Source organism: Paenibacillus sp. J22R160, from assembly GCF_059692135.1.
The window spans coordinates 428,297-446,629 of sequence record NZ_JCAUAU010000003.1; the positions used below are offsets into that span (position 1 = coordinate 428,297).

Sequence of the window (18,333 nt, forward strand, 5' to 3'; positions counted from 1 at the left end):
GTTATCTTGCACATATTATATAGCGATTAAGCTTTCACAGTCAATACTTATGTCAGGTATTTTTTATTTATGTGTAAGCTATGCTCACACTCTTTCACAGACTTTTCTTATATACAAAAAAAGGAAAAGAGTTTCTTCCTAATAGAAGAAACTCTTTTCCTTGAACATAATATTATGCCAGAATAGCTTCTTTCTGCGTATCGAACTTTTTGCCAAGCAATGGCGCAAGCTTCTCTAAATCAACAAGCAAGTTCGCGAATTGGTCTGGGAACAACGATTGTACACCGTCGCCAGTCATGGAGTTGTCCGGATCTGTATGCATTTCGATGATCAACCCGTCCGCGCCTGCAGCAACGGAAGCTTTCGTCATCGGAACGACAAGTTCCCTGCGACCTGTACCATGGCTTGGATCTGAAATGACAGGAAGATGGCTAAGCTGTTTAAGTACTGGAATAGCAGATAAATCCAATGTGTTACGTGTGTAAGTTTCGAATGTTCGGATTCCGCGCTCACAGAGCATAACATTCGGGTTACCACCTGCAAGAATGTATTCTGCTGCATTCAGGAATTCGTCATAAGTGGAGCTGAATCCGCGTTTCAGCAGAACTGGCGTTTGAATCGTGCCCAGCTTACGCAGCAGGTCAAAGTTTTGCATATTGCGTGTGCCTACTTGCAGGATATCTGCATACTGTGCGCATACATCCACGTACTCAGGAGTCATAACTTCTGTAATCGTTAGAAGCCCATGCTTCTTGCCCGCTTCAGCCATCATGATCAAACCTTCAACGCCTACGCCTTGGAAGCTGTAAGGTCCTGTTCTTGGCTTGAATGCGCCGCCGCGCAACACTTGCCCCCCTGCTGCTTTCACCAAACGGGCGATTTCATCGATTTGCTCCGGTGTTTCAACGGCGCAAGGTCCGCCCATAACGACTAGCTGCTCGCCGCCAATTTCCACACCTTTAATATTGATAACGGTATCTGCCGGATGGAAGTCACGGCTTGCTAATTTGTATGATTTCGAAATTTTCACGACTTGTTCGACTCCTGACATCTGGCGCAGTTGTTCTGCTAATTTAGGATCTGCTTGACCGATAATACCGATAACTGTGCGATCTTCGCCTTTGGACACGTGAGCTTGCACACCTTGCTTCTCGATAAATTGGACGATTTCTTGAATACGCTCGTCAGACGTTTTGTTAGAAGTAATGGCGATCATGATTTACACGCTCCTCGTTTATATGGGTTGTTCCACTTAATTACTTCAACGCTTGTTCGCTTCTACGCTTTTAACCGATAAAGTAAATATACAACGCTTGACGAAGATTCGTCAAGCGTTAATTTATTTGCTATTCTTCTTGTTTACTAGGTGCGAGCTGATCCTTGCGGATTCTGCGTTTTTCTTTGCGACGATTTGTGTGGTGTTTGAGAAAGAGCACGACAGGGAAGTAAGCAATAATACCTAGAATGGTTCCAACCACCATTCCACCAACAATCAAGTCCAAGCCGCTTCTGATGATATTGGATAAGATATGCGGTAAATGATGAATCAGATACACCTTAACATGCTTCGGTACCAACCAATCTCCGACCTGTTTATTGAGAATTGAGAACGGAATATAAATCACTTTACCGAATACAAACCCAATTAATGCCGCAGGCAGATTAGCTCTTAACAAATAGACCAAGGGAAAAATAAGAACGAATGCGAATCCAGCTGTAGGCAAGGTAAACATTTCTATAGCCAGACCAATTGAAAAGCCGCGCGCTACCTTAGAAGGGCCGCCTTTGGCACGTAAGAGAAGTAAATATTTGTACCTAAACCAGCGTTTGCTGCTTTTCCAATCGTAGCGAGTTTTCATCATTTTCACCTTCTGAGTGCTCTGCATGCTGGTCACAATCCCGCCTTGTGGAATAAATACGAATTACTCGCTGCTGGCTGCCTTGGACTTCATAGCCGGAATGAGCTTCTTCATATTAATAGTACGTGTAACTGCCCAAGTGGTTTCATCTTTCGGATCGTAACTTTCCAGGTAAGATATGACTTCTTTGGTAATCGGTGTTGGCGTGGAAGCCCCTGAAGTCACCCCAACTTTGCGGACATGGGTTAACCATTCACGATTCAATTCAGTGATATCAGCTATTCTATACGCCCTAACTCCAGCAATTTCCTCTGAAACTTGCGCTAAGCGGTTGGAGTTATTGCTTTTGGGATCTCCAACAACGATAACAAGATCGGATTCTTTGGCTTGTTCAGCTACTGCTTCTTGCCGTACCTGTGTCGCAAGGCAGATCTCGTTATGAATTTCCGCCTTAGGGAACAGCTCTAATAAGCGATTCATGATGTGTCTGATGTCCCACTGGCTCATCGTTGTTTGATTCGTAATAATGATACGCTCTGACTTAATGTTCAAAAGATCAGCTTCTTCCAGCTTCTCAATAAGGTGCACAAGGCCAGGTGCAACCCCAACGGCGCCTTCCGGTTCTGGATGTCCCTTTTTACCAATATAGATAACTTCATAGTTATCTGCTACTTTTTCGCGAATCAAATCGTGTGTTTTTGTCACATCTGGGCACGTTGCGTCGACAACCGTCAAACCCTTGTCCCTTGCGCGTCTTCTAACCTCAGGAGAAACACCGTGCGCGGTGAAAATGACAGTACCTTTTTCAATTTGCTCCAAAATTTCAAGACGGTTCTCGCCATCTAACGTGACGACGCCTTCTTCTTTAAAGAAATCGGTGACATGCGCGTTGTGCACAATCATGCCTAATATATAAATTGGTCTTGGAAGATTTAAATTTTTTGCTGTTTGCATAGCCAATGCCATCGCGTCTACGACACCATAACAATAGCCTCTTGGAGAAATTCGAACGACTTCCATGCCTTCCACCTACCCACATCATCTGTTTTCCTTTTATTATAGCGGATTACACGGATAGAGGAAAGTTAGCCGGCAACCATATCATAAAAGTACTGCCCTCATCCTTGCGCGTCGTCACTTCAACGGATCCTCCATGCTCATCAATAATCCATTTGGCAATCGATAAACCTAGCCCCGTACCTGTGGTTAGCCCTCTAGATAAGTCAGCACGATAGAATCTGTCGAAAATATGAGGGATATCCTCTTTATCCATCCCGATCCCCGTATCTGCAATTTGAATACCGATAAAATTATGCGTCCGCGACACATGAAGCGATACAGTTCCAACTGGCGTATATTTGAACGCATTCTCAATGAAAATAAACAACAGCTGCTGTAAATAATCACGATTACCTTGTACGATGGCCTGCTCTAGATCTTCCAGATCACCCACTTGCCAGTCAGCGGTATGCTCTAATAATTGAGCCCTTCTCACAACCTCCTGAACGAGCGGCAGCATTTCGACAGGATTCTTCTCCATGACAACCCCCGCATCCGCTCTAGCAAGCGCGAGAAGATCATTCACAAGCCTGCTCATCCGCTGCGCTTCTCCGGCTATGTCTTGCATAGCTTCCAGCGACATCTGCATCTGCTCGGGTGTGGCGAGTTCCGTCCCAGACGTCTTCTTCCACATCTTCTCCAGAAGATCCACATTCCCACGAATAGTCGTCAGCGGTGTTCGCAGCTCATGTGAAGCATCCGAAACGAATCTCCGCTGCGCGCGGTAAGCTTCATCCAGCTCCAGATAAGTAACCTGGATCCGTGAGAGCATGCCGTTAATCGTTTGGGTGAGCCGGCCGATTTCATCAAGCGGTCCTTGATACTCGATTCGTTTCTCCAAATCGTCCCCGCTGCCGATTTGATTGGCAGCGTCAATCACGCGTTCGATCGGTTGAAGCGCCTTGCGGGATAAGAACCACCCCAGCGAAGCAGCAACGATGATCGTTAGCAATGCCCAGACCATCAGCGTATACTTAAGAGTAACGGCTGTTCTCTCATAGCTGCCAATAGGGACAGCTGCTTGGAGAGTTCCGATCAGATTGCTGGCTTGATCATAAATGCCCTGGTAATAGATGAGGAAGTCCTGTTCCAGCACTTTGGTTTTTTGAAAAAAACCATCCTCATCCCCTCTCAATTTATCGATGCTAGAAGCATCCAGTGGCAGAGCTACATTATAATATTGCAGGTTAGCCGAGCGATTAAAGCTTTTGAGGTTCACATTATATAATTGCAGGAACGTATTCGTTGAATAAAAATCTCTGTTCTCCAGCTCTAATTCCACGACAAGCCCTTTTTGTGAAAGGGCAATGCTTTTCTGAATACGCAAGGAGGTATTCCCTGCTTCACGCTTCAAATCCTGACGAATCTGATCATACAAAAAGTAATTCAAGAAAACATACAGCACAATCCCGAAAAGCAGCATCGTCAATGCCAAAACACCTGAATACCAAAGCGTCAGCCGCAAACGAAGCGACATATCAGAATTCTCCTCTCAATACGTACCCCGCTCCCCGGACGGTTTGAATCAATCGTTTATGCCCGAACTCTTCGGTCTTTTGACGCAGCAGCGCTATGTATACCTCGAGCACATTGGATTCGCCGCTGTAATCGTAGCCCCATATTTTCTCCATTATAATATCGCGTGAAAGAACACGCTTCGGATTCTGCATGAACAGGTGAAGCAAATCAAATTCTTTGGTTGTCAGTTCAATCAATTTATCGTCACGGAAAACCTCGCGCGTATCCAAATCAAGTATCGTATCCTCATAGCTCAAACGGTTCGTCGGCTGCTCGGCTCGCTCCGTTCTACGACGCAAAAGAACTCGCACCCTTGCTAACAGTTCCTCAAGCGCAAAGGGCTTGACCAAATAATCGTCAGCTCCAAGATCCAAGCCTTTCACACGATCGCTGATTTCATCTTTGGCTGTTAGCATCAAGATCGGCACCTCGCTGCCGCTTTCACGGATACGTCGCACAACCTCCCAACCGTCAATATGCGGCATCATTACGTCCAAGATCAGTAAATTCGGCTCCGCTCTCAGCATTTGCTTAAGTCCCTCTGCCCCATTGCTTGCCGTTTCAACGGAATAGCCTTCAAATGCCAGGCCACGTCTTAACATAGACGTAATTTTCTCATCATCATCGATAACCATAATATTTTCCCTCATTGGTTGGCCCCCCTTCTTTCTTTTCATTGTATCAAAATCAGCTTGGCAAGCAAAAAGAAGCAGAGCCTGCAAGCTTGCGGCCCGCGGGTCTCCACTTCCTTTTAACCGTACGCACGAATCTCTGTTTATAGATTGGATACTTTCCTTTATTCAGCAGGTGTTTCAGCCAACGTATTTTTGTCTCCGATTGTAAGTGGAACTTCCATGCGTTTGCCGTCGCGAATTACACCTAACGTTACTTTATCGCCTACTTTTGTTGCTTGAACTTTCGTAATCAGCTCCTGGGAGTTCTTGATCTTCGCGCCGTTAATATCAACAACTACATCGTATTGGCGAAGACCAGCTTGGAAAGCAGGACTTTTGCGTTGAACGCTGCCAACTAATGCCCCATCTGTATTTGAAAGTTTCAATTCACTTACCCAGTCCTTGCCAATATCTTGTAGACCTACACCCAAGTAAGGAACTGGTTCTTTAGGAATTTGAACGTTATTTTTCAGGTTCTCCAATACCGAAGAGATCGTGCTTGTCGGAATCGCGAATCCAATACCTTGGGCTTGCGAGCTTACCGCTGTGTTAATTCCGATAACCTCACCATTCAAGTTAAGCAGAGGTCCGCCGGAGTTACCTGGGTTAATGGAAGCGTCTGTTTGAAGCAAATGCTTATACTCGCGTGTTCCTTTTGTATCTGGAATGCTGATCGGACGTTCTTTGGCACTCAGCACACCAACCGTTACAGTGTGATCAAAACCGTAAGGGTTACCGATGGCAACAACCCAATCTCCAACGTTCACATCTTCTGCTTTGCCAAGAGGGAGAATCGGGAAGTCTTTGTCGCCTTCAATTTTGAGGACAGCCAAGTCTAGATCGTAACTATTACCAAGAAGTTTGGCTTTGAACGGCTTATCGTAGCCCTCAACCGTAATTTGAACTTCATCAGCTCCGTCAACCACGTGCTCATTCGTTAAAATATAGCCCGTTTTCTCGAAAATGAAGCCTGTTCCCATCCCTGCTGGCTGAAGCTCGCCGCTACCCGAACCTTGCGTACCGCTTTTCGGTGTGGTGCTGCCGCCGTTATCTCCAAAGAATTGACGGAAAAACGGGTCATCGAAAAGCGAGTTGCCGCCGCGCGTCGACTGCTTCGGTTTCACCAACGATTCGACCTTTACGATAGCTGGCCCAGCATTTTGGGCAATCGCGGAAATATTGCCTGGGCGGACAACGTCAAGCCCTACATTCTTCACTTCGCCGTTATCGCCGGAACTCTTCGTCGTAGCCGTAGTCGTGCTGCCCGATGCCAGCGGCTGGTTGCCTGTGAACAAGTTCAATTTATCAGCGCTGAACATGAGTGCACCTACGACCAAGGCGCCTGCCATGAAAGCTGCGAAAATGCTTTTTACAGATGAACGTTTTCTAGCATGCGGATCCCAAGGACCAGGTCCTTGTGTAGAACTTACATCTGGGCCGAAACTGAATGGGCGCAAGTTCTTAGGCGGGGTAACTTCAACGCTGGAAGTTCCTTCTGTTCCTGATGCAGAAGTTGTAAGTGCTTCCTGTTCATTATTCTCGTTAAAAGCTGACTTGTAAGGTCCATAAGAATAATAATAGGAAGGTCTTTCTTTGTTCGGGTCATGCGGTTCTTCAGGGTTCGTTTCTTTACGGTTCATTGTGTCGTTCGATTCGTTATTGTTATTCTGCGACTTGAAGAAGTCGCTGTAGTCTTTTTTGTTGTCTTCCATACTTCTTACCTCCATTTGTTTATATGAGTTATAAAGTGCATGTTCGTTAGTTGGATTATGTCTTGCTGTCTATGGTTCTATCATGCACTCACAACCTTAAACGAATATTAAAAAACAATAAAATGGAGGTAAAAAAAGGGCACTTCTATTGCATCCAAGCTTGTTCAACCTTTTTCAGCAGTCCCGCGGCTTCTTTTACCCACTTGTCGTCTACTTCCGCATCCGGATCGAGCGGCGCCTGAAACTGATCAATCATCGCTCCATAGGTTTCCGCTTCAGCCTCTTGATCAAGGCCTTCATTATAAACATGCTTCAGCACAAAGGGGGTTCCCATTTCTACGATGGCATCCGTCGCCTCCGTATCTCCATCAATTCTTCCCGTCACAACTTGAAAAGGAATGCGCAACCACACTTTATGGGCTTCATCCAAAAAGCGGTCAAAATAGCCATGGTCATAGTCCCAGTTGCCGCCGAGTGCAAAGTCAAACTCGTGCAGGTGGTCTCTTACACTGTCGAAGGACTCTTTGACCTGTTCTAATGATGATGATATTGTTTTCATTCCGACACTCCTTAAGCGCTCATATTAGTTTCCTTACGCATAGAGTGTTCCAAAATGTAGTTTTTATGTGTCATGAAGGCTTACTTCATTAAACCCAACCTTTACGGTGCGCAAAAATAGCCAACTGTGTACGATCATCTAATTCACACTTCATCAGCAGATTGCTGACGTGCGTTTTAACCGTTTTTATACTAATAAAAAGCTCCTCAGAAATGTCTTTATTACTTTTACCTTCTGCAATTAATAACAGCACTTCCTTCTCACGTGAAGTCAGCCCCTCTTCCTCCGGCATAGCGTTGCGCTGCCTGACGCCTCTCGTAAGCGCCAATGACACTTCCGAGTTCATCACAGGCATGCCGCGGTATGCGCTCTGGATGGCATGAATCAATTGATCAGAAGAGACGGTTTTCAGCATATAGCTGATGGCTCCCGACTCTACAGCCTCAAGCACCTTGGCTTCTTCAAGGAAGCTGGTTAACATAATGATTTTGACCTGCGGGAATTTGCCGTAAATTAATTTGGTTGCTCCTATCCCATCGAGTACGGGCATTGTGAGATCCATTAAGATGACATCAGGAATCCCCTGAGACAACTCGCCGTTTAGCTTATCGAACGCCTCCTGGCCGTTGCTGGCTTCCCCCACAACCTCCATCCCCGGTTCCATTGAAATATAAGTCCTTAATCCTACGCGAACCATATCATGATCATCAACAATCATTACTTTCATGTTACTCATGGGCTTCTCCCTCTCTTTCCTTTGTGACAATACCAATCGGTCCTGTAAAGCGTGGAATGCGGACCCTGACCCGGGTGCCTGAACCTAATTTACTATCGATTTCCACATCTCCGCCCAGCTTTTGTGCTCGTTCTCTCATCGTGGATAAACCATGGGAAGCTGAAGAGATATTCTTACGCTCGAACCCTTGGCCATCGTCTTGCAGCTGAAGCACATATTGATGCTCTCTTTCATAAATGGCCAGTCGAACTCCCTTGGCAGAAGCATGCTTCACGACATTGGCAAGGCCTTCTTGGATAATAAGGAAAAACTGATGCTCAATCGCTTCTGAAATCGTTTCACGCAAAGAAACATCAAGCTGGCCCTGCAGCTCATGAGTCCGGCAATATTCCGGAAACCACTTCTCCAGGGCTTCTTGAAGGCTCATATCATTTAATTCAATCGGTCTAAGCTGTGAAATCAAGCCTCTCATCTGCTTCTGGGCATGGTGCGACATTTGAATAAGTTGATTCATAACAGTCGGAGCTGCATCCGGGTTTCTTTCCAATATTTTGGGCAAAGAGGAAGCTGACATATGGATGGCAAACAACTCCTGGCTGACCGTGTCGTGCAAATCACGCGCAAGTCGGCGCCGTTCTTCCATCACGGCATTCTCTGTAAGCTCTTGATCGCGAATCGCCTCAGCCTCGCCAAGCCTCTGCAGCAGCTGAACACGTTCTTCAACAGAAGCCGCCATTTTATTAAAAGCATCATATAAGTACATGAACGGTTCAACAGGTTCAAGCTCCACACGACTGGTGAAATTCCCTTTTGATAGTTCGAGCATAGCCACATGAAGTTCATCGACCTTACGCTGCCATCTCTTAGTTGCAATATAACCAACAGTTAAACAGACCGCTAAAATGGCAATGAGAAACCACATCCGGAACTCCCACGAGGCAAGCTCCCGGCTGTAATACTCCAGCACAATAAATATACTTGAGACGGTGAGTAGACTCGAAATCAGAAAGTAATTCAGCAGCTGCCACTTCATATTGAACATTCGCAATTTGTACATGCTCCATCCTTAACCTATCTTTTTAATTGTGATATCACCAATGAACATGCTTGTCGTGACGATCAGCTTCCGTTCAGCTTCTTCATAATGGGAGGTTTGCGTCCTTACGCTGCGCAAGAATCCACTCTCACGGCGATCAAGAACCTTCATGTCACCTATAAAGGAGCTTGCCATCACGCGAACTTCTACATCCAGATCGTTCGGAATAAATATTTTCACGTCGCCGATAAATGCCGTTACATGAATCGTTGTTTCTCCAAGCGGGATGGCGGCACGGGTTAGGTCAATAACAGAATCTCCAATGAAGTGAGAGATTTGAATCGGCTTTAATTCCCAAGCTTCTTGACCCAGATGCACATCCCCGATGAAGCCGTGACGATGAAGAACATCACCTGAATCAAAGTTGCGCACGAAGTCATCGTAATGGTGGCTGTGACCATGAAGATTTTGTGTTTTCGGCTGAGTATGCGATTCAGGATGAAGCTTAGGTGCCTTCGCGGCTGGATCTCCAGAGCCAAGCCATTCTTCCGCATGCTTTTGATGAAATTCGCCATGAATATCTTTGAGAACTTCTTTTTCCTCATCGCTCAGTGAATGTTTCGTTTCTTTTCCTGAGAAAAGATCTCGTTCCACTTTTTCCTTCATGATATCTTTCATTGTAGAATGATTCCAGTTAGCAGAATCCCATGAATTACTATATTTCTCGTGTTCCTTCCGTCTTGCCTCACGTCTCTCTCTTCTCGCTTGCTCTTTCGCTTCTTTCATGGAAGCCCAGTCAGGCGACTCTCTACGGCCAGGACGGAAGAGGACGCTTAGCCCGAAAAAGATCAAGGCAACAGGTCCCAGAATTTTAAACATGTCTCCAAGCGAGCGATCGGTGAGATTCAAATTCTTAAGAAGGAAAATCGTTCCGACGCCGCAAACGAGCAAGCTCCAAATCGAACCTCCCCAATGATACTTACGCTGCCATAGGAATCCTACGAGGCCATAAAAAATTAGAATGACAGGCCAATACGTGGAAAACATATAAGCAAGGTCAATATGAATGAACCCCAGTTGATTAAGTAAAAAAAGGATACCTGCCGTCACAAGGACAAGCCCCCAAATCATGCGTTGAAACATATGCGGATTCATGCGTTCTTCCTCCATTTGTGTACATCGTTGTTAAGATACTTCTAGTCTATAAGATACAAGCAAGATTGAAAAGAGACGAGGGATTGAAGCTTGCCTCGGTCTAGAGACTGAGTTTTTCGAACAGAAATACAAAATAACTGACATGAGTTTGGAAGATACGAACAATCCATCATGCATGTTATGTATTCTTACGTATTTCGTTGACATGTTTATCATGAGAACCGTATAATTGTTCCATTAGAACGCTTCGAATATAAGGGAGAGATAACAAATGGATCAAATCCAACAGCTTTCCAGCGGTCTAGATACCATATGGGTGGTACTAACTGCTGCCATGATTTTATTGATGGAAGGGGGCTTCGCGTTACTAGAAGCAGGCTTTGTCAGGCAGAAAAATGCTGTGAGCATTATTATGAAAGTGTTTGTTGATATCGCTTTCGGAGCACTTATTTTTTATTTCATTGGTTTTGCACTTATGTATGGCAAAGATGCAGGAGGCATCATTGGATTAAGCGGCTTCTTCATGGGAGGAGATTTGACACACATCGTGCTCAACATCTCACATGAAACCTACTGGCTATTCCAATGCGCCTTCGTTATTGCTGTTATCTCCATTGTATCTGGCGCTGTTGCAGAACGCATCAACTTCAGAGCTTACATCCTTTACACCATTGCCATGACAGGTTTGATTTATCCCATAGCAGGTCACTGGGTATGGGCAGTGGGTGGCTGGCTTGGAAAACTAGGGATGGTTGATTTCGCCGGGTCGGCTGTTATCCACGCGCTTGGCGGCTTCTCCGCACTCGCAGCTGCCATGATCATCGGCCCACGGATCGGTAAATTCTCTGCAGACGGCTCAGCCAACATCGTTCCACCCTCCAACTTACCGCTAGCTTCCGTAGGAGCCTTCATCCTATGGTTTGGCTGGTTCGGCTTCAACTCCGGCAGTACACTAAGCGCTACCAATACGTCGATCGGCCATATTGCTGTAACGACCATGTTAGCGGCAGCAGCAGGCAGCGCAACCTGCATCTTGTTTACGATGATGCGCTATCGCAAGGCTGACCCGCCGATGGTCATCAACGGCGCACTTGCAGGACTCGTCGGCATTACCGCAGGCTGTGCATTTGTTAGTGATGCTGCCGCCATTTTCATTGGAGCCATATGCGGAATCGCAATGGTTTACGCAACTGAAATGCTGGAAGCTAGACAGATCGATGACCCTGTCGGAGCGTTTCCCGTACACGGGATCAGCGGTAGCATCGGAACATTGGCTGTAGGCTTATTCGCTCAACCTGACGCTATCCGTGAAGGAACAGCCGGTTTATTTTATGGCGGCGGATTCGGTCTGCTAGGGGTTCAAGCATTAGGTCTCGTTACGATTTGCATATGGGGCTTCGCCATCACTTGGGGCGTCATGAAGCTCATTAATCTAATCGTACCTTTACGTGTTAGCAGCGACGAAGAGCTCGTAGGCTTAGATGTAGGGATCCATGGTGTTCCCGCTTATAGCCAAGAAGACGGTTTTCTGGATTTGGAGCAGTTGAAAAAAGGATAAATCGAAAGCAAAAAACCCTTCCATCTGGAAGGGTTTTAATTTTTATTGGTTAAGCAAATCTTCGAATTCTTCGGGAATGCTAATGTCTTCGCCAGGCTTGGATTCATTCATAATCTGTCTGGCACGTGCTATTTCGGCACGCAGCTTATTCACTTGCTCCATTGGCTTCTTCACATAGTGGATATATTCAACAGCCAGATGATGGTCGGGTTTCTTCCCCGAAAACATGCGACGAAGTGAAGACATCGCCTGATAAGCTCGCTCTTCCTTCATTCTCTTCATTTCGTAACGCTCCACGACCTGCTCAATCTCTAAAGCCTGCTGCTCCTTGCGGGCAATGTAAGCTTCCAAGAAAGGAAATACCTCCGCGGCTTTCCTAGATGTCTTTTGAGAATTACCGTCCAATCGCATAGCATTCAGCATTGTCACTCACCTATCTCTCCATGTTAACATTCATCACAGTAATCTTATTTTACACTAAAACAATGGTTTTGAGAACCATTATTTCAAGATTAAATCGATTCCAACGACACCAATAGGGATTCCCGTGTCACTTATTATCGCTTTTGACAAAGTAATACACGGTTTTTTCGTAATAGCTGACACGTATTCCTCCGAAACGAAGAGTTCACCTGCCATCGCCCGCTTCCACCACTCTCTCCCCTTGCCATTCACAAGACCGGCTTCAGGCAGTGAAAAGATAAAGGTTCCGTCTGCTCGGTTCGACCAGATCGCCTCAACACCATCCGCTTTCTTCAAAACTGCGCTTAATTGAGCGGCATGACTCCCATCGACTAAGGAAGTGATGTCAGGTTTGAGCACAAGAGAGCTGAGCAGCTGCTTCATCTCTTGGATATTGACGTTTGTTGTCCCTCTCGTATTTTGCAAGCCAACCGCTTGAATAGCCTGGATAAGCTCTGTCGAGGAACGATCGAGGTTTTGGTTGATGTGCTGCAGCATCGAAACTTCCTGTCGCTGCTTTTTCATTTGCAAAAGCGTGTTCTCCACGCTGTTCATGGTTTCGTTCATCAGATCCACCACCTGTCCCAACGAGGACCTCGTGTCTGTTACTAATGCGGACTGCGTCTTGGTAGAGCTTGTCGTGCTTGTGACGAGATTATTCACATTCAAGATTAGAGAGAAAATGGTATCGATTTTCTCCTTCATCACCTTCATTTCGCTAATGCCTAGTGCAACCGACTTTTTTTCTTCTGCAACTGCTGTTACAACTTGCGCAACGCCACTCTCAATAGCGGTCAAAATTTCCGATGATTTTGTCACCGCTTCATGACTTTGCGCAGCCAGCTTCTTGATCTCCTGTGCGACAACCGAAAACCCGCGCCCTTGCTCACCAGCTCTAGCGGCTTCAATGGAAGCATTAAGCGCAAGCAACGACGTTTGAGAGACCACTTCGGCAATGAACGTATTGATTTCTTCGATTTTGGAAGTATGACTGGTAAGATCTTGAATCTTGCGCTGCATCGTATCATTATTGATATGCAGATCGCTCATAACTTCATCCGTAGCGTTCAGGGAGCGGCAAACATCAACAACTGTGTCTTTAGTCTGTTCGCTCTCCTTATGCATGTGCAGCGAAGAATCTAGAATATGGTCGGCCGCTGCCGCCACCTGCTGAATCGCCGCGAACGCCTCCTGCAGCTGCCCAACTGCTTGATTGCTGCGAGCTTTCAAATCCTCTTCCCCTTGAATGGACGCGTCAGCAATGTGCAGCAGCTGGCTGATAGAGCGATTTACTTCTTCCACCGCCGCAGATAAGCGATCCGCAACGACCTGCGATTCCTGAATGAACGTTCGGAATTGCTCTTGTTGCTCCTTGTCAGAGCGGAGTGAAACGCTTGACGCCTTATTCATAACAATGGTCAGTATCCCTAAAAACAAAAAAACAGCCAACCCTGCAGCCGTAAACCAAATTGATGTTGAAAATAAAGCCACTACACTTACGGCAATACCGATGAGAATAAGACCATACAACCACGCTTTCTGTTTCGACTCAGCCTGCATAAGCAATTGGCACTCCTCCCAGAAGGGCAAATGTTAGATTTTGCTACATTATATCGAAAATAGGCGATGATGAAAAGAAATAAAAAAAGCAGAGACCCTTGCAGGTCTCTGCTTTTCTTCCATTACTATGGTTATGGTAATTCTTATTTGTTTTGGTTTTGTGTGTTCGTTTGTTGCTGCTTGTTAGGTACCGCAGTTTCCGTAGCGAATTCTACGTCTTGTGCTGCTTTCTTGTTGTTTTTGTTCTTAGCCATGTTCAATCACCTCCTGTATGTATATAGTTTCCCAAACAGGATTTTTTATGATGAAAAATTTAGCCAAAACAAATTTTATAACGATTTGGTAGGAGATAGGATCTCATCCTTCAATTGATTCCAAATGAGTTCGGTCACCTTGCCATTCCCCTGCTTGACGATAAATACTTTGACCGTCTTTTTGCCCCATTCCTTGTATACTTGATCTTTCGTATCAAAATACAAGTCAATTTTCTTCCCTTTAATCGCGCTTCCTGTGTCGGCAACGACCCCATAACCATATCCCGGTATAAACAAGACCGTACCGAGTGGAAAGACTTTGGTGTCTGCAGCGATGGTCGATAAGGCTTTGTCGTCCCGCTTTACTTTGATCCCTGAAAAGGTAATGCCATACTCCGGATGATCTGGGTTTTTACCTGTCGATTCTTTACCTGCGTAATATCCGGTGGCCGTTACTTCAACCGCCTTAAGTTTGGACAAATCCGAGTCCAGTTTAGGCACATAGCGATAGTTGATTTGTTGCCCACGATCTTGTACTACAGGCACAGAAACAGGTCCCGAATTGCTCGGAGTATCCATTTGATGCGGCACTTGTATATGGCTTACGGTTTCTGCCGTGTTTCTTGTTTCTTGTCCGAAAAGCGCAATCAAAACATTCATGATCATCCATGTTCCAAGCCATTTGGGCTTAGTAAATAGCGCAGTTAACATCGTTTTGATACCTCCCCTACTATTGCAGGTTGTCCAGTTCATTCCAGAATTAAACCTCCATATGCAGACTCACTGATTAAAATGCCCCTATTTCGTTCCCTTATACCTACCAAAATGCCTAATTTTGAAAACAAAAAAAAGCAGAGAAGAATCACTCTTCTCTGCTTACTTGTTAGACTATTATAGTTTTTTTCTTATTTCTTCATTGATCATGCCGATAACTTGATCAATCGGATGTGTGCCCAAGTCCCCTTGACCGCGTTTGCGGACAGAAAGGCTTTCGTTCGATACTTCATTTTCCCCGACAACGAGCATGAACGGAATTTTCTCCAGCTGCGCCTCACGAATCTTGTAACCCAGCTTTTCATTGCGGTTATCCGCTTCAACACGAATACCTGCAGCCAGTAGACGTTCAGTCACCTTATTTGAGAATTCCTCAAATGCGGGCGATACAGGAATGACTTTGGCTTGCACCGGCATTAACCAAGTCGGCAGAGCACCTGCGAAATTTTCAAGCAAGAAAGCTGTCATCCGTTCCATAGTCGAGATGATCCCTCTATGAATAACAACCGGACGATGTTTCTGGCCATCTTCACCTGTGTACTCAAGCTGGAAGCGCTCTGGCAGCAAGAAATCAATTTGAGCAGTGGAAAGAGTCTCCTCTTTCTTAAGCGCAGTTTTGATTTGAACGTCAAGTTTAGGACCGTAGAATGCAGCTTCCCCTTCAGCTTCGTAGAACGGAAGTCCTAACTCTTCAACTACTTCACGCAGCATGCGTTGGGAAGTTTCCCACATTTGATCATCTTGGAAATACTTCTCAGTATCCTTAGGATCGCGGTAAGATAGGCGGAAACGGTAGTCCGTAATGCCGAAGTCAGCATATACTTGACGAATCAAGGTAACTACACGCGAGAACTCTTCTTTAATTTGATCCAAACGACAGAAGATATGAGCGTCATTCAGTGTCATAGCGCGAACACGGTGTAAACCAGTTAATGCGCCTGACATCTCATAACGGTGCATAGTGCCAAGCTCTGCAATACGAACTGGCAGATCACGGTAGCTGCGCATATCGCTCTTATAAACCATCATATGATGCGGACAGTTCATCGGACGAAGGACAAGCTCTTCATTGTCCATGACCATTTTTGGGAACATATCTTCGCTATAGTGATCCCAGTGACCGGAAGTTTTGTACAATTCAACGTTGGCAAGAACCGGTGTGTACACGTGCTGGTAGCCTAAACGCTCTTCCAAGTCTACAATGTAGCGTTCCATTGTGCGTCTCAATTTGGCACCGTTTGGCAGCCAAAGCGGCAAACCTTGACCAACCTCGCGGGAGAACGCGAACATTTTAAGCTCTTTACCTAGCTTGCGGTGGTCACGCTTTTTCGCTTCTTCGAGCAAATGCAAGTGCTCATCCAGCTGCGCTTTCTTAGGGAACGCAGTTCCGTAAATACGCTGCAGCATTTTGTTTTTTGCGTCTCCGCGCCAGTAAGCGCCTGCTACACTTAACAGTTTGAAAGCTTTAATCTTGCCGGTGGATGGCAAATGCGGTCCGCGGCATAGATCAAAGAATTCACCTTGATCATAAATAGTGAGCACGGAATCTTCCGGCAAATCACGGATTAGTTCAAGTTTGTACGGATCTTCCATCTCAGTGAAAATGCGAATCGCTTCCTCACGGGAAACCACGCGGCGAGTAATCGCCAGATTCTCATTAGAGATGCGTTCCATCTCCTTCTCGATTTTCACCAAATCCTCTGGATTTAGCGGGGTATCCAAATCGATGTCATAGTAGAAGCCGTCTTCAATGACAGGTCCGATTCCTAATTTTACAGCCTTGTCGCCGTAAATGCGTTTAATAGCCTGAGCCATCAAATGAGCCGTACTGTGACGGTACATTTCCAAACCTGCTTCATTGTCGAGTGTCAAAATCTCAACGTCTGCATCATTTTCCAAAGGGAACGACAAATCAACTGATTTTCCGTTCACTTTACCGCCTACGGCATTTTTCTTCAATCCAGAAGAAATGGATTCCGCCACTTGCTCAATGGTCGTTCCAACTGCGTACTCTCTCACTGCGCCATCTGGTAATTTCACTTGTACAACCATTTTCGTTCCTCCTGTATATGTGATTGAACGCAAAAAAGCACACTGCATCCCAAAAGGGACGAGTGCGCTCAGCTCGTGGTTCCACCCTAGTTCGATTCGCATCATGTCTACTCGGGACATGGCGAATCCTCATCAGCATTCGGTAACGGGAATGATTCCGGTGTTGTATACTAACAAGCCTGCAAATCAGGCCGAATTCCACAACACGGCTACAAAGGGGTAAACAATCCGTTTCACTGAAGGAGATTGCAGCCTAGTCTCCTCTCTCTGTGCAGTTCTTGCAGAAAGTTCTTGTCTTTGATTAACGCCTTCGATCCCTATTATAATTGGCTCTTCGTTCAAGGTCAAGGGGATAGTTGATCTTGTTTTTTCGCTTCCCCTAAATAAATGTCACATGTCCGGCAGTATGAGCACACCGTTGTTCGATCCTCAAAGATTTGCCTAATTGTTTTAATTATCGTCATATCAGCATCTCTGGTGTGAATATAGATGTTTGCAGGTGATACCGTAATCAGCGTGCTCACGATCATATCTTCGAAGTTAATGTCTTTCTCCAACATTTCCATTTTAAAAGAAGCATCAAATTCGTTGGCATCAATGAGCTCCATGCGATCATTCAAAATAACAAACTCATGACCGCCTTTGTGAATGAGATGAACTATCGGGATTTTGGCCTCTTGAATATACACAAAATATTGCAGAAGAGAAATAAATTCCTGGTATTGGCGGTCCATCATGTATTCATCTATCGCATATTCCGCTATTTCCCGCAGCTCGTCCGTGTAATCCTGCAAGCGGAAATGGAGGAAGCCATCCAAGCTGAGCACTGAAGTTTCTTCTAGTGCCAGCATAAGCTGATCAATTAATACTTGTCTGCGCCGCTGAATACCGAAACTGTTAGTGAGAACAGGGGAGTCTTCTGTCCCTGTGTCTGCATAAACCGATGGTTTGCAATACCCCTCAATAGCCTCTAAATCTTCTTGGGCCTCATACTTAAATTCCTTTATAAGCAATTGACGTAAAATATTTGATTCTTTGTCCGCGATGATGTGATCGGCTAATACACCAGCCAGATTCGGCATCATTTGGCCACGCATTGCTGAAGTTTCCTGGTCAGTCAACACCGATTCAAGGCGGATATATGCATGTGTTTCTGTCCATTCGTATGCAATTATCCATCCACTTTCAACAATATGTAAAAGTTGCAGCTCACGTTCTATCTGAGCGCTTAGCGAACGCACATATAACTCATCAGCCTTCATGATCACGATAGTAAACAGCTCCATACCCTCACTCCTTCCATCAATACATCCTCCTCTTAAGAGTATATGGTCGATAGGTAGGAGATATACAACGAACAAATTG

The 18,333-nt window shown here is 45.5% G+C and carries 16 protein-coding genes; 1 reads left to right on the top strand and 15 read right to left on the bottom strand.

Annotated elements, in window-relative coordinates; translation table 11 throughout:
- Positions 1–172: 172 nt before the first annotated feature.
- From aroF to liaF, 10 genes are all read right to left on the bottom strand, one after another.
- Complete coding sequence (aroF, locus tag AC58UW_RS08970; protein ID WP_145659934.1) at positions 173–1,216, bottom strand: 3-deoxy-7-phosphoheptulonate synthase; 1,044 nt, start codon at positions 1,214–1,216, stop codon at positions 173–175.
- A 130-nt stretch (positions 1,217–1,346) separates the two neighbouring features.
- A complete protein-coding gene (locus AC58UW_RS08975; RefSeq protein WP_497420621.1) occupies positions 1,347–1,886 on the bottom strand; it encodes a DUF2062 domain-containing protein in 540 nt (179 codons plus the stop codon).
- A 36-nt stretch (positions 1,887–1,922) separates the two neighbouring features.
- Positions 1,923–2,879, bottom strand: a complete 957-nt coding sequence (locus tag AC58UW_RS08980) for a 4-hydroxy-3-methylbut-2-enyl diphosphate reductase (RefSeq protein ID WP_497420342.1) — start codon at positions 2,877–2,879, stop codon at positions 1,923–1,925.
- Positions 2,880–2,925: 46 nt separating this feature from the next.
- Positions 2,926–4,395, bottom strand: a complete 1,470-nt coding sequence (locus AC58UW_RS08985) for a sensor histidine kinase (protein WP_497420343.1) — start codon at positions 4,393–4,395, stop codon at positions 2,926–2,928.
- 1 nt (position 4,396) lies between these two features.
- Entirely contained in the window at positions 4,397–5,086 is a 690-nt protein-coding gene (locus AC58UW_RS08990) for a response regulator transcription factor (RefSeq protein ID WP_497420344.1), read from the bottom strand.
- A 146-nt stretch (positions 5,087–5,232) separates the two neighbouring features.
- Positions 5,233–6,822, bottom strand: a complete 1,590-nt coding sequence (locus tag AC58UW_RS08995) for a S1C family serine protease (RefSeq protein ID WP_497420345.1) — start codon at positions 6,820–6,822, stop codon at positions 5,233–5,235.
- A 145-nt stretch (positions 6,823–6,967) separates the two neighbouring features.
- Positions 6,968–7,381 carry a YugN family protein gene (locus AC58UW_RS09000; RefSeq protein WP_497420346.1) on the bottom strand — a complete coding sequence of 138 codons (414 nt, stop codon included), beginning with the start codon at positions 7,379–7,381 and terminating at the stop codon, positions 6,968–6,970.
- 88 nt (positions 7,382–7,469) lie between these two features.
- Entirely contained in the window at positions 7,470–8,117 is a 648-nt protein-coding gene (locus tag AC58UW_RS09005) for a response regulator transcription factor (RefSeq protein WP_497420347.1), read from the bottom strand.
- Complete coding sequence (locus AC58UW_RS09010; protein ID WP_497420348.1) at positions 8,110–9,174, bottom strand: sensor histidine kinase; 1,065 nt, start codon at positions 9,172–9,174, stop codon at positions 8,110–8,112. Before AC58UW_RS09010 ends, AC58UW_RS09005 begins: the two co-directional genes overlap by 8 nt.
- Positions 9,175–9,183: 9 nt before the next feature.
- Positions 9,184–10,308 carry a cell wall-active antibiotics response protein LiaF gene (gene liaF / locus AC58UW_RS09015; protein WP_497420349.1) on the bottom strand — a complete coding sequence of 375 codons (1,125 nt, stop codon included), beginning with the start codon at positions 10,306–10,308 and terminating at the stop codon, positions 9,184–9,186.
- Positions 10,309–10,579: 271 nt separating this feature from the next.
- On the opposite strand from liaF, the gene AC58UW_RS09020 reads away from it, so the two are divergent.
- A complete protein-coding gene (locus tag AC58UW_RS09020; RefSeq protein ID WP_497420350.1) occupies positions 10,580–11,866 on the top strand; it encodes an ammonium transporter in 1,287 nt (428 codons plus the stop codon).
- Between the two features lie 42 nt (positions 11,867–11,908).
- Here AC58UW_RS09020 and AC58UW_RS09025 read toward each other — a convergent pair whose 3' ends face one another.
- The 5 genes from AC58UW_RS09025 to AC58UW_RS09045 all read right to left on the bottom strand — a co-directional run bounded on the left by AC58UW_RS09025 (position 11,909) and on the right by AC58UW_RS09045 (position 18,254).
- Entirely contained in the window at positions 11,909–12,289 is a 381-nt protein-coding gene (locus AC58UW_RS09025) for a hypothetical protein (RefSeq protein ID WP_497420622.1), read from the bottom strand.
- Positions 12,290–12,367: 78 nt separating this feature from the next.
- Positions 12,368–13,888, bottom strand: coding sequence for a methyl-accepting chemotaxis protein (locus AC58UW_RS09030; RefSeq protein ID WP_497420623.1), 1,521 nt, complete (start codon positions 13,886–13,888; stop codon positions 12,368–12,370).
- A 329-nt stretch (positions 13,889–14,217) separates the two neighbouring features.
- Positions 14,218–14,853, bottom strand: a complete 636-nt coding sequence (locus AC58UW_RS09035; protein WP_497420351.1) for a 3D domain-containing protein — start codon at positions 14,851–14,853, stop codon at positions 14,218–14,220.
- A 180-nt stretch (positions 14,854–15,033) separates the two neighbouring features.
- Positions 15,034–16,968: a threonine--tRNA ligase gene (thrS, locus tag AC58UW_RS09040; protein WP_497420352.1), complete on the bottom strand. Its 1,935-nt coding sequence runs from the start codon at positions 16,966–16,968 to the stop codon at positions 15,034–15,036.
- A gap of 344 nt (positions 16,969–17,312) precedes the next feature.
- On the bottom strand, positions 17,313–18,254 hold the full coding sequence (locus tag AC58UW_RS09045) for a putative sporulation protein YtxC (RefSeq protein ID WP_497420353.1): 942 nt from the start codon (positions 18,252–18,254) through the stop codon (positions 17,313–17,315).
- Positions 18,255–18,333: the final 79 nt, after the last annotated feature.